Annotated in this window: 14 protein-coding genes; 5 read left to right on the top strand and 9 right to left on the bottom strand. The window is 34.4% G+C overall.

The window, feature by feature from the left end:
* Positions 1-539: 539 nt before the first annotated feature.
* The 5 genes from RT261_RS06620 to RT261_RS06600 form a co-directional block, all read right to left on the bottom strand.
* Positions 540-1,844: a sensor histidine kinase gene (locus RT261_RS06620; protein ID WP_313130932.1), complete on the bottom strand. Its 1,305-nt coding sequence runs from the start codon at positions 1,842-1,844 to the stop codon at positions 540-542.
* On the bottom strand, positions 1,813-2,523 hold the full coding sequence (locus RT261_RS06615; protein ID WP_313130930.1) for a response regulator transcription factor: 711 nt from the start codon (positions 2,521-2,523) through the stop codon (positions 1,813-1,815). The genes RT261_RS06620 and RT261_RS06615 overlap by 32 nt, the downstream gene beginning before the upstream one ends.
* A 201-nt stretch (positions 2,524-2,724) precedes the next feature.
* Complete coding sequence (locus RT261_RS06610; protein WP_331665420.1) at positions 2,725-3,321, bottom strand: hypothetical protein; 597 nt, start codon at positions 3,319-3,321, stop codon at positions 2,725-2,727.
* Between the two features lie 124 nt (positions 3,322-3,445).
* On the bottom strand, positions 3,446-3,787 hold the full coding sequence (locus RT261_RS06605; RefSeq protein WP_313130927.1) for a DUF6054 family protein: 342 nt from the start codon (positions 3,785-3,787) through the stop codon (positions 3,446-3,448).
* A gap of 346 nt (positions 3,788-4,133) precedes the next feature.
* The gene (locus RT261_RS06600) at positions 4,134-4,667 is read right to left on the bottom strand and encodes a hypothetical protein (RefSeq protein ID WP_313130925.1); all 534 of its coding nucleotides are present in this window, start codon (positions 4,665-4,667) and stop codon (positions 4,134-4,136) included.
* A 368-nt stretch (positions 4,668-5,035) separates the two neighbouring features.
* Between RT261_RS06600 and RT261_RS06595 the strand changes: the two genes are divergently transcribed.
* Genes RT261_RS06595 through RT261_RS06580 form a run of 4 tightly spaced genes read left to right on the top strand, consistent with a single transcriptional unit; the run spans position 5,036 to position 6,561 of the window.
* Entirely contained in the window at positions 5,036-5,425 is a 390-nt protein-coding gene (locus tag RT261_RS06595; RefSeq protein WP_313130923.1) for a DUF2089 domain-containing protein, read from the top strand.
* Between the two features lie 18 nt (positions 5,426-5,443).
* Positions 5,444-5,887, top strand: a complete 444-nt coding sequence (locus RT261_RS06590) for an SHOCT-like domain-containing protein (protein WP_313130921.1) — start codon at positions 5,444-5,446, stop codon at positions 5,885-5,887.
* Positions 5,877-6,191 (top strand): hypothetical protein, encoded by a 315-nt coding sequence (locus RT261_RS06585; RefSeq protein ID WP_313130919.1) that lies wholly within the window; start codon positions 5,877-5,879, stop codon positions 6,189-6,191. Before RT261_RS06590 ends, RT261_RS06585 begins: the two co-directional genes overlap by 11 nt.
* 22 nt (positions 6,192-6,213) lie before the next feature.
* The gene (locus RT261_RS06580) at positions 6,214-6,561 is read left to right on the top strand and encodes a phage holin family protein (protein WP_313130917.1); all 348 of its coding nucleotides are present in this window, start codon (positions 6,214-6,216) and stop codon (positions 6,559-6,561) included.
* 170 nt (positions 6,562-6,731) lie between these two features.
* On the opposite strand, the gene RT261_RS06575 is transcribed toward RT261_RS06580, so the two are convergent.
* The 3 genes from RT261_RS06575 to RT261_RS06565 form a co-directional block, all read right to left on the bottom strand.
* Positions 6,732-7,139, bottom strand: coding sequence for a transglutaminase domain-containing protein (locus RT261_RS06575; RefSeq protein ID WP_313130915.1), 408 nt, complete (start codon positions 7,137-7,139; stop codon positions 6,732-6,734).
* Positions 7,140-7,147: 8 nt separating this feature from the next.
* Complete coding sequence (locus tag RT261_RS06570) at positions 7,148-8,311, bottom strand: M50 family metallopeptidase (protein WP_313130913.1); 1,164 nt, start codon at positions 8,309-8,311, stop codon at positions 7,148-7,150.
* Positions 8,312-8,506: 195 nt separating this feature from the next.
* Complete coding sequence (locus tag RT261_RS06565; RefSeq protein WP_313130912.1) at positions 8,507-9,805, bottom strand: hypothetical protein; 1,299 nt, start codon at positions 9,803-9,805, stop codon at positions 8,507-8,509.
* Positions 9,806-10,189: 384 nt separating this feature from the next.
* Between RT261_RS06565 and RT261_RS06560 the strand changes: the two genes are divergently transcribed.
* Positions 10,190-11,020, top strand: a complete 831-nt coding sequence (locus tag RT261_RS06560; protein WP_313130910.1) for an alpha/beta fold hydrolase — start codon at positions 10,190-10,192, stop codon at positions 11,018-11,020.
* Positions 11,021-11,277: 257 nt separating this feature from the next.
* Here RT261_RS06560 and RT261_RS06555 read toward each other — a convergent pair whose 3' ends face one another.
* Positions 11,278-11,919 carry a lactate utilization protein gene (locus RT261_RS06555; RefSeq protein WP_313130908.1) on the bottom strand — a complete coding sequence of 214 codons (642 nt, stop codon included), beginning with the start codon at positions 11,917-11,919 and terminating at the stop codon, positions 11,278-11,280.
* Positions 11,920-12,157: the final 238 nt, after the last annotated feature.

The raw sequence follows: 12,157 nt of genomic DNA, 5'->3' as shown, positions 1-12,157 counted from the left end.
CACTTTAAGAATTTACAATTGCAAAAAGCAATATATTCGATTTTCAAAACCGTAATTCCGTAATTTTAATCTGTTATCACTTTACATTTACCCGGAATCGTGTTACAGTAAATATAAGAAAAGGAGTAATCGCCCACAAAGTGGTTAGCCTCCGATTGTCAGATTAACTGCCCAGTCGACCAGCCAAGTCAGGGGCAGTTATTTTTTATGCTTATTATTCCTATTATTTAAATAGGTAAGCAGTGCAATGATTACTAATACAAAAGTAAATAAATCACTATATGTAACATAATTCATCAATCCAGCGAAAGCTGGATTTTACTACACTCCCTTCCGGGAGGCTAACAAGGTCAAAAAGCTTGAACACCATATAACACAGGATGGCACCACATGAAACATCAAATGCATAGTCTCTCTTTTGAGTAAATAGCCTGCCACTTTCGCGGCAGGCTGTTTGCTCACATGGAATAGCGTAGTGTGTTGTTTGCTGTTTATATGTGAGTTGTTTGTCCCCCGTGGCAATGGCATTATGAGAGCTGCTACTTTGTTTTACCTATTTCAAATTCTACCTTTGCTACAAACACATCATCATCTATTTTTACGCTAAAATGTCCGCTACAGGCTTCAGTATAGGTTTTTGCAATGGCTAGTCCCAAACCATTGCCACTTGTTGTCCGTGCTTTATCTGCTCTTGTAAAACGATCTACAATCTCACTTTCCGAGAAATTCATTTCATAATTTGCAACATTCTTAATTGTTAAATTAATATGACTATCATGAACAAACGTTGCAATTATAATTCTGGACCCCGATAGAGAATATTTAATTGCATTTTCAATCAGATTCTGACAAACACGATACATAGAGGCACTATCTGCTATGAAATCGGCAGCATCTTCTGTCAGGGAAAGCTTTATTATTTTATCATTATTTTTTATTATATGATCCATATCCGCTATAATTTGCATTACCAACCGATTCATATTAATCGTTTCCATATGTAATTCCATGTTTCCGCTTGCTGTTTTGGCCAAATCGAATAAACTCTGAATCATTTCGTTTAATTTCTCTGCCTTGTCTGCGATACCCGTCACATAATCTTTCATAATTTCAGAGAGATCTTCCTTCTTTATGAGATCAATATATCCAATCATTGATGTCAAAGGTGTTTTTAAATCATGTGAGACATTAGTAATAAGCTCTATTTTCATCTTTTCATCCCGTAATTGATCTTCCATTGCTTGTGACGTGATACTGCCTAAATTCACAAGACTCTCTCCATAGTTAAAGAATGCCTCCTTCTCACTAAATGGATTACTGATATGCCAATTACCATCAGCGATTAATTCCAGCATCATTTCAAGCTTTTTAATCTGTCGTTTTTCAGGACTATAATAAATTATTATATGATAACAAACTATAATTTCATAACATACAGGGATTACCAAATAAATAAACCATAAAATATAAGTAAGATGGTTATATGCAATCAGGTCCTGCGCAAATGTATAACCTCCACTCCTCTTACATAAATTTAAGATTAATAAACTTAACAGATAATAAGGAATTAGCGGAATATGGAGTTTACAGATTCTTTTTTTTAAAATATCATCATTTTCTAATGTTCTATTTTGTTGTTGTATTGAGTTCCACTTATTAAAGATTTTATTAACTCCAATAATAAAAATCCCAATAAGACTAATAAACATTAATACAAAGGCTCCAGAATTGTACCTATAATAAACAGCTTTTTGGATTAATGTTGTTAATGCTATAAAAAATATTGTCCCACATATTACCAAAACTGCTGTTTCAACTTTTGATTTTTTCAATTTTATATCCAATTCCCCACACCACCTTTAAATATCTTGGACTCCTTGCGTTTACTTCTATTTTCTCTCTAATCCTTCTGATATGTACCATAACTGTATTTTCTACAGCAAAGCAATTTTTATCATCCCATACTTTTTCATATATCTCCTCAGCTGAGAATACTCTTCCTGCATTACGAATAAGAAGCTCCATAATATGGTATTCCTTTGCTGTAAGCCTTACCTCTGTTCCATTTACAATAATCGTTTTCGAAGATATATCCAGCACCAAATCACCATTGATGATTTTATTCTCAGTATTTTGAGGTCTTCCTTCATTCCAGACCAGATAGCGCCGTAATTGTGCTTGTACTCTTGCCATCAATTCCGCTGTATTGAATGGTTTTGTAATATAATCATCCGCCCCCATAATCAAGCCGGACACCTTATCACTTTCCTCGGTCTTTGCTGATAAAATAATAATTGGTATTTTTTCATGTTCACGAATTTTCATCATTGCTGTTAAACCATTCATCCTTGGCATCATAACATCAAGAAGGATCAAATCAATGGAATTATCCTTTATGATTTCCAACGCTTCCATACCATCATAAGCTTTTTCAACCTCATAACCCTCAAATTCCAATAATTTTGATAATGTATAAATTATCTCCTTGTTATCATCTACTAAAAGTATTTTCTGTTTATCCATTACATTCTTTACGCCATTCCTTCCATTTATTAATCACCGGTGTATTTACAGCTCAAATTAATATTTTTTAAGCTGGCTTTATTATAAATTAGAACAATTTCATTAAAGTCAACATTATTCTTACAAATTTCTTAACTATATGTTTCTTAGTTCCTCTAAATACTGATGCATTGAGATACAGCACGAGGCCCATTCCTCTGATTACTCTTCTTCCCGTGTTATATCCTTAAATCCACCACCATAAAACCAGCCATGAGCTTCAATGAAACTGATAAACATATCCGTGAACTGATCACTTGATATATTCGGATGGATTTCTGCCACGCCATTGATTTCTATTAAGCGGCAATCAGGAATTTCATCAGCGTAGGGCAATGCCTCTAAAATGCGGTCTGCGGCTTGATTATATTTTTTTATGCACTCTTCATCTTTTACGGTTGGATTCTGAATTCGTGTTAAATTCATATTATCTGCAAGATCAGCAAGTTTGACCTGGCAAGCGATTTCATTCGTTAAAACACGGTTGATAAATTCATCATAGCTTTCACCAGTTCGTTTGGTTAAACAGTCAAGAACGGTTATGATTTCATCAGTAAATCCTTCGGCTTTCAAATCGTCCAATGTGATATTGGTATCTTCAATAACATCGTGTAGAGCCGCACAAACTTTTGCAGCTTCGCTTTCGCAATTCAGCATAACACGAAGTGGATGCAAGATATAAGGAGCGCCGCCTTTGTCAACCTGACCAGCGTGTGCCTTGGTGGCAATTTCAATAGCTTTATTCAACATATTCACCATTCTCTTCATTCATCCTTTCTCAATTAGCATTTATGATTAGAGATCATAGCAGCAGTTTAAACATAACGGAAAGTTTTCTACCAGATAAAATCACCAAAAATGCTACCAGTTTTTATATATCTAACTAATTTTGAATATAGTTCTCCACTGATTCCCTGCATAATTCCAGAAATGTTTCTTCCCCAATAGTATTTAATTTAAAGAATACTGCCTGGCTGCCTCCTGAGGTAATCGCACTTACAAATAGTTCCTCGCCTGTTCCCGCTATCGTTACATTCATACTTACCCGGTTACCTCCACTCATACTATACCGTTCATAAACCCGTACAGCTACGCGTGAATTCACCAACTCAATATCGCTACCGTCCTCATAACTTACTGAAGAACTACCATTGGTAATATCTTCATGTATCCAATTCAATAACTCATTGAAGTTCCCTTTCAATCTTCGTTCGTATTTAGCCATAATTTGAATCCTTCCTTTCATCACTTTTAGTTACTAATTTAATACATTCGTCCCCGATATTTACTTACATCTTCAGTATAATTATTTAACTAAACTGCTTTTTCTTTTTGAATCTTGCTAATAGCAATATTTGCAGGCAATTACTTACAAGTAAAACGAGCCGCTTTTTCAATTTCACATTATAGTTAAAATCCAATTGTCTATTCCCTATTTATTTTACCGCACCCAAATAGTTATTCGCAAGTGTATACAACAATTTCTAATTTTTCATTAGTATAATATCTTTTTGTATTGCAACATACGATTTATCCTGACTTTCCCCAAGACTCTACCTTTTAGAATAAATTCATTCAGTAATTTCTTTCCCTTTACTAAAATATCTTATGTCAGGAGATTGGTATTTCTTCTCAGAAGTATAAAACTTTATGAAAGCTCCATATTGATAATTTAAACCATTATCAGGATCTGTATAGCATTTAAGCTTTTCAATATCATAATCTGCAGTAACGGAACTGGTTGACTTCTTAACCTCAATAATAAGTAAATTCTCATCAGGTTCTCCTCTTTTATGAACAATAATATCTGGAAAAACGGTTTTTTCAATTAATATTTCACTAAATCGTTCATCTTCAGCTATCACTGTGTTGTTATTTACTTCATACCATTTAGACTTAAGGATGGAGATTTTTTTTAAATCTCCAATATCGCGATTATATTCGCAATCAATATCATAAATTTTTCCGAAAGTTTGTTCCATATATGTAGCAAGTTTGTGAGTTATGCTTCTTTCATTAACATCATTAATGAGGAGATAATTATCATTAAATCGCAAAGTATCAATGGCCATATTTAATCTTCTTTTGATTTGGTATAATTGCATAAGCTTCCTCCTTAGTCTTGTATTATCCAAATTAGAGTATTATATCCTAAAACCTTTTGTAAAGCTTTAAGTTGTATACCTTTTTCATATATCTGGTAACAACCTATCTCAATAGTTCGTACACTTATTTTACCATATAATTCCTATAGTTACAATCGAACATGACATTAATCCTCCTACACTTCCATACGCAACTTAGATATCAAAATAAGACACAAGACGAATTCAAACTCCCTTAATATATTTAATTACAAAATAAATTATTTTAATATTAAAATTAATATTATTAATTTTAATATTGACATATTTAATTTAAAGTTGTATATTGTAATCAAATAATCAAATAATACATCAGGATGGTGAAAACAATGAAATACAAAGCTCCAGGTAAATGCCCCGTATGCGGTGAAAAACTTTCTATAACCAAGCTCGGCTGTCCCAAGTGCTCCACCTCCATTGAAGGAGATTTCCAGCCTTGTGAATTCTGCCGTCTTCCAGAAGATGATCTCGAATTTGTCAAGGTATTTATAAAATGCCGCGGTAATATCAAGGATGTTGAGAAAGAACTGGGCATCTCTTATCCCACGGTTCGCGGTAAACTGGATTCGGTCATAAGAGGTCTTGGATATGAGGTATCATCCAAAGAATTGATTAAGGAAAATGAAGATAAAGCAGCCGCCAAGAATGAAATTCTTGACCAGTTATCAAAGGGTGAAATCTCCCCGAAAGAAGCAACAGAACGAATTAAAAATCTATAATTAATAGGAGGTCAGTCAATGAGTGAGCAACAAAAAATATTAGAAATGATTGAAAAAGGGCAGATTACTGCTGCCGAAGGTATGGAGCTTTTGGAGGCTCTGAATGTGACTAAAGGGTCAGAAACAATTCAGGAGGTTGAAACCATAGCAACCACAAAACGCAACTATAAGTTTCTTAAGGTTAACGTTACGTCGGATAACAATTCTGTTAATGTTAACGTAAATGTCCCGATTCGTCTGCTGACCACCATCGGTGAAATTGCTGACAAAATGACTAATGTGGTTCCTGCGGATGCCAGAAGGGAAATGGAATCGAAAGGAATCGATATTTCCAGCATTGATTTTGCAAGAATAATCGAGGAAATCATAAACGGTACTTTGGATGATCCGAATATTGTTGATGTGGAGGCTTGGGATGAAAGTCATAATGCGATGGTAAAGGTGAAAGTATATGTCGATTAAGGGCTTTCGTTTCTTGTATATCAAACTCCAGATTGAGGATAAAAGATTCATTCGTATTCCCTTTCCAATCCCCTTGTATGTTTTTCAGGAATTACTGGACTGTTTTCTGGACTTACTGACCGTCGCATGTCTTTTTGTACCAAAAGTGTCTGATCCGGATTCATCCTCCCGGATCACCATCTATTCAGCAAAAGTACTTGTTATTATGGTCATGAAACTGTTGGATTCTTTAACCGACGGTGAGCCTTATGATCTTGTGGATGTTACAACTGACAAAGTCAAGGTATTAATTAAGGTCAGATAAAAAATATCTATTGGAGGTAAAAATGACGAAACTGTTCATGAAATATGCATCTATCATATTAACCATATATCTACTGTCATTTGTATTGGACACAATTGAAATCGACAGTATCCCGGCACTTCTTATCATGGGTTTGGTGCTGTTAGCAGTAAATATTATTTTAAAGCCGATTCTGCTTTTGATTACATTACCGTTGAGCCTGCTGACCTTAGGGTTATTCAGCTTTATTGTAAATGCCTGGACGATCATGATTGCAGATCATTTCGTAACAGACATAAGCATGGGTGGCTTTCTTAATTCACTTCTTGCCGCCTTCATCATCGTTATCTTTAATCATCTGTTTAAGGATATGAATAAGGTGTCAAATTAATTTGTTACAAATATTACTTGCAATATCATAATCACAGAACATAAAAAATGATTATCCCGCGTTCCCTAAATTAATTTTAAAGTAACGGATAATCATTTTTTATTTCTAAACCAAAACAACTTCTTTCATTTACATCATTTATTTCTTATCATTTGTCAGATCATCTATTACTATCTTGAATACAACCATTCTTCTGTAGATTTTATAGGTATAATTTCATCAATAATAGCAGGTATATTATATTCCTGTAAAGCCCAGGCCCTCCAGCTATAATTAAAATAATCAAAATTTTGGCTATGTCTTGTATATTTACCAAAGTCATTTATGTAATTTATACAACCATCCGCTGTGTTTAACAAGTGCCATGAGTTATCATAAAACACAATATTCATATAGGATGGAAAATGTGTGCCCCATGATTGATTTGTATCTTTAGGAAGGATTGTATGGCATGGAAGCCCAGCAGCTCTCATAAGCGCCGTTGTTACATTTACAAATGCATAATCAATTCCTTTTTTATTTTTAAAAGCCGTGTATGTATAATTTGCTTTCATATTATAATTCTTTCTTATGACCATTGCGTATCTTACGGGGCCAGCTTCACCTTTACTATTATCCACTCCTCTGCGATTTGGATTAACTCTCGTTCACTTTCAATATCACTTTGGTAAGGATAAGAAAGAGCACACTTCTCAAAACGTTTTTTGATTTTTCCCGCTTTTAGATCGTCATCTTCTGCAAGCAATGCATAGGCAAATTCCGTTCGAATTACGGAAGGAAAATTTTTCATCTGCTTTATGAACTTCTTCTGTTGCTTGTCTAATATAGCGTCCAAATATTCTTCACGGTTCTTATCGATTAGTTCACAGAAAACTATATCACATTGCATTAAGTTACGATGCAAACCAACAATTGCAGAGTCCATTTTCAAAAGTTTCTCCATAAGTTCTTGGGCTTCACCAAAAGCATGCTCATCTATCATACGATTGGCAGTAAACACACCTCTTGCAGCGGTCATACTATTTTTCATTCCATCTTCAGACGGAACGATAAACCATTCCTCCGGCATATCCTTTAAACGGACCCCTTTGGTCATCTGCTCATTTACCTTAATCTGTATCCAGAATGAGCGTAAAGCCTCCGGACTTTTTCCTAGAGAAAGTGCATTATATCCATCATTATCTATAATGCCAAGACGCATTGGTATACCATTCAATAACGCAGATGCAAAGCCCACAATACTTGCTATTAGAAGAGTTACAGATAAATATGGTATATCTTTTAGAAACTGATATAAACCAAGGAAAACTAATCCGAAAATAATATTCATAAAGGAGCCGCCAAGATTGTACAGAATATACGGAATCTTTCCGTCAATCATATCTGGAGGACTCATCAGACATTGACCACCAGTACCAGCAAGGGATAGTCTCTTGAAATGAATCCTGTCATTCTCCTTTACCCACATAAAACTGCCGATTCGGAATGATATGTACCTATAACCGGTCAGCAAGCCAAATATAAGGTGCCCTGCTTCGTGGATTATAATCTGCACAAAAAATGCAATACACATTCCAATTGATAACAGACCCAACTTAATTAGGAATTCATCAAACAACAAATTTGTTGTAGTGAAGGACTCAAAATAGTTGTCTGTTAAAATACTGAAAACTAAACCCAGCAACACAGAAAAGACAACCACAATGTATTGTTGCCAAGTTATTTTCTTCTTTTTGTTTTTTATCTTCATTCTCTTACCTCAATCATGTAATTTCCATTAAAAATATATAAAATACCACAATCAATAACATTTATCTTATTATACAAAAAACTCTTAAAATGCCTATAATAAATCTTTCCAACAGGGGGCGCTCCAAAGTACTATATTAAAGATAAATCCAACTAGCCTGTACTGAATTATAATTCTTAAGTAAAATTGACAAAATCAATTCGCCAATACATAATCAAGTACAACATCAGCCCCATTCCTATAATTATTTATTGTAGGCTGAATGGATACATCAGGCAGGAATGTTCCAACTCCGTCATTTTTATAACTGAAGTTCTTGCTAAATTCAAAATACTTAGAGCTGTAGCTTATTGGAATTTGTGAATTAGGCAGATTGATAGTTTTAACTTCTCCGTAACAGTCCAGGGCACCACCCGTGGATTCTCCCACGGAAATGGCTTCCGGAGCCGACTCTTTTATTCTGTATATTGCAAACATACCTGATGAAAAAGTATTTCGCCCAACCAGTGTGTAAACCTTAACATTAGGATTTTTCGAAATATAGCTCTTAAGGCGCTTTGTAAACGGGTTAAGTATTTCGGAATTTCCACCGGAATTACTCCTCAAATCAATAATAATTTTTTCTATGTCATTTTCCCCAATAGAATCAAACATTTCCTTATTGAAATCTGCAAATTTTAGATTATCCATATCGGCACAGACGTTATATTCAAAACAGAAAGCCTTGTGTTCTGGTAAGTATTCATAATCATAGTATTTATCATATTTTCCAACAAAAATATCCTCTGTATTTTTGTTTACAAAATTGGGATTATTACCGTACTCAAGTGCAGATACGGTGAAGTCCTTCACTTCCCCATCTTTTTGTACTGTAAATACAGCCTCATTCTCATTTTGAACGATACCCAGGCCATACATATAAACAGGTGCCTGGAGATAGTTTGGAAGCATAGCCAATACCCAACTTTCATTTTCATGAGATATTAAAGTTGTAAGTTGTTCAATCACACTATCAATATCAACACCATCTATTTTTAGTATCTGTGAAAACACCATCTCTTCAAGGCTTGTATCAGCATTTACAACATAAACTTTTCCGTCAAATATCCAAAATTGAAGGGGATAATTATACCCATCCCAGATATTTATTGATGTATGCGCATCCCCAATAGAAGCAATAATCTTATTAAGTTCAACAAAAGCTTTCTTATTGTCGATCTGGTCTATTTTCCCAATCAATTGATCCGTCAAATCATTAAACTCTTTCTCGGTAATTATACTAAATGGATTTTTATGCCGTTTGGGAAGCTCTTTCTTGAAAAACCTAATATCCTCAGTCATAAGAAGATTGCGCTCTTCATTTGTATTATCATTTTGTAATACACATTCCCGATTTGTTGACTTGCTTATGGTATTTTCTTCATTGCCAGAGCATGCTGTAACAGAGAGTAATACTACAACACCAACCAGTAATGCGAAAATTTTTGTCCTCATTTAATTATTCACTCCTTATTATTTTTATTATCCCTTGATACCAAGTATAATGCGCATTATTTACATAATATGTATACCAATATCCTTTTATTATACCTCACTTCAATAGCACGCAATAACAAACTATTGCAAATTGTTACCCCATGTTAGTATAATACATTTTTATCCATAAATCTACCATTTTTACTTAGTTATATTTCATATTACATGGAAAGAAGTGAGCCTTACAATAATGGTCTTACCCTCCAGCACACTCATTACAGCGTTTCCCAAATTTATTGCCCTATTCCTATTTGAAATAATTTTCATGCTATTCTATTAATTGATTAACAAAATTAGTAACGCAGAATAAAATAGATTGATGATAAGTTCGGGAGGTTTACTTTGGGCTATTATATAAATGTAGAAGAAGATGTAAAAGTCTATGTTGAAGATTTGAATCCGAAAGGAAGAAAAACCTTTGTATTCTTACACGGATGGCCCGGAAGCCACAAATTATTTGAATACCAATTTAATCAACTGGCTATGAATGGATATCGATGCATAGGATTAGACCAGAGAGGTTTTGGAAAATCAGATAAACCCTTAAATGGTTATAATTATGACCGGCTTTCCGATGATGTTAGAAATGTACTGGAAGAATTGTGCTTAGATGATGTTACATTAGTTGGACATTCCACAGGAGGAGCAATTGCAATACGTTATATGGCAAGGCATAAAGGTCTTGGAGTATCAAAATTAGTCTTATGTGCCGCAGCTGCACCAAGTTTAATACAACGCCCTTATTTTCCTTATGGTCAGACCAGGGAAGCCATTGAAGACATTATTAAAGGTACCTTAAATGACCGCCCAAAAATGCTTCGGGGTTTTGGAGATATCTTTTTCTTTCAAAATGTCAGCGACCCTTTAAAAGACTGGTTTTTTCAATTGGGATTAGAAGCCGCCGGTTGGTCTACAGCCGCGGTTGCCAATGCATGGCTGGATGAGGAACAATTATTTTTCGATATGAAAGAAATAAACGTACCAACAATAATACTTCATGGTATTCACGATGCAGTTTGTTATTTTCCATTAGCAGAAGCCCAGAATGTAGGAATTAGAAATTCTAAACTCATTCCCTTTAATAACAGCGGCCATGCACTGTTCTATGAAGAACGAGACAAATTTAACCAAATATTAATGCAGTTTATTGATGAGAAATGTAATTGTCGTTAATTTAGTGTTATTTTAATGTCTCATGCAGCTTTTGTAATAACAGTAATAACTACCCAGTGGCAGTGATTTAGAACAAAGTACTTAGGCGCTTTGTTCTAAATACAGCCGATATTTATTCTTACTAGACGATATTCATTTTTTCCATCCGACAGTTCTCTATTCAAAAAATCTGGTCAGGCAACTATATCAATTCACATAGTTTTGCAGTATAATACCGAATTGATTCTTAGAGCATTCTAAAATTGACTTTGGCTCATTTAATAACCAAAACACCCATCCACAATTAATACTTTTATCCTTCCCTTAATAAACTGCCCTGTTATTGTGACAAAGTCATTGCATATCCGGTTGGGACTACTGCAGTTCACACAATACCCAATCTTGGTACAAGGAGTATCTTTATTTAGCCTTTTTGCATCAAGTGGTGCGGCATATTGTCTTACTCTTATTTGTGCTTCATCTAAATTTTTCACGATTTTATTAATTCCTGCAACAATAATAACCTGCTTAGGTCCGTACAACATGGGTGCCACCCTGCTTCCATTGCCATCTATATTATATAATTCACCCTCTTCTGTAATGGCATTGGTACTGCACAGAAATGAATTAGCTGAAAAATTTTTAATATAAATTTCTTTTTTATCTTCACCGCTTAACCCGTCTTCAAATTTGTCCAAAAATTCAAATTTTCCACTCCTTAAGAATTCAATCACTCCTGTTTCAAAAAGGGTAATTGAGTCACCTACCCCCACAGTTGTATGTTCCCCTATTAATTCTTCCAGTTTTATCAACAACTGTTCCTTATCTTTAATATAATACCCTTCCATATTACGCTTATTTAGATTCTTTATTGTTCTTTCAACCTGTTTTTCTCTATACCATGCAATATTATTCTCCATATCATTACCTTCCTCACATGAAAACCAAATTGCTAATTTGCAAATTGATACTACCATAACCAAGAACTCAAATCAATCGGATATATAAAAATTTAGCTTTTTAGCAGAAGTACGCTTTGCCTGAGGAAGTTGTAGAGAACTCAGAAAGTGTTACTGGGGCTTTCATAATGACTTAATTTATGATTTGTAAGGATAACGTGGTGTATAGGATAAATTTTGCTACCGCAGATGCTTTGCA

This window comes from Anaerocolumna sp. (assembly GCF_032079385.1).
Classification (GTDB): Bacteria; Bacillota; Clostridia; order Lachnospirales; family Lachnospiraceae; genus Anaerocolumna.
This window is presented reverse-complemented; position numbering and strand designations above follow the sequence as displayed.

Coding starts and splice junctions, on each gene's coding strand:
- RT261_RS06615 (WP_313130930.1), bottom strand. CDS start 2,523: ATGGATAAACAGAAAATACTTTTAGTAGATGATAACAAGGAGATAATT.
- RT261_RS06610 (WP_331665420.1), bottom strand. CDS start 3,321: ATGGTGAATATGTTGAATAAAGCTATTGAAATTGCCACCAAGGCACAC.
- RT261_RS06605 (WP_313130927.1), bottom strand. CDS start 3,787: ATGGCTAAATACGAACGAAGATTGAAAGGGAACTTCAATGAGTTATTG.
- RT261_RS06600 (WP_313130925.1), bottom strand. CDS start 4,667: ATGCAATTATACCAAATCAAAAGAAGATTAAATATGGCCATTGATACT.
- RT261_RS06595 (WP_313130923.1), top strand. CDS start 5,036: ATGAAATACAAAGCTCCAGGTAAATGCCCCGTATGCGGTGAAAAACTT.
- RT261_RS06590 (WP_313130921.1), top strand. CDS start 5,444: ATGAGTGAGCAACAAAAAATATTAGAAATGATTGAAAAAGGGCAGATT.
- RT261_RS06585 (WP_313130919.1), top strand. CDS start 5,877: ATGTCGATTAAGGGCTTTCGTTTCTTGTATATCAAACTCCAGATTGAG.
- RT261_RS06580 (WP_313130917.1), top strand. CDS start 6,214: ATGACGAAACTGTTCATGAAATATGCATCTATCATATTAACCATATAT.
- RT261_RS06575 (WP_313130915.1), bottom strand. CDS start 7,139: ATGGTCATAAGAAAGAATTATAATATGAAAGCAAATTATACATACACG.
- RT261_RS06570 (WP_313130913.1), bottom strand. CDS start 8,311: ATGAAGATAAAAAACAAAAAGAAGAAAATAACTTGGCAACAATACATT.
- RT261_RS06565 (WP_313130912.1), bottom strand. CDS start 9,805: ATGAGGACAAAAATTTTCGCATTACTGGTTGGTGTTGTAGTATTACTC.
- RT261_RS06555 (WP_313130908.1), bottom strand. CDS start 11,919: ATGGAGAATAATATTGCATGGTATAGAGAAAAACAGGTTGAAAGAACA.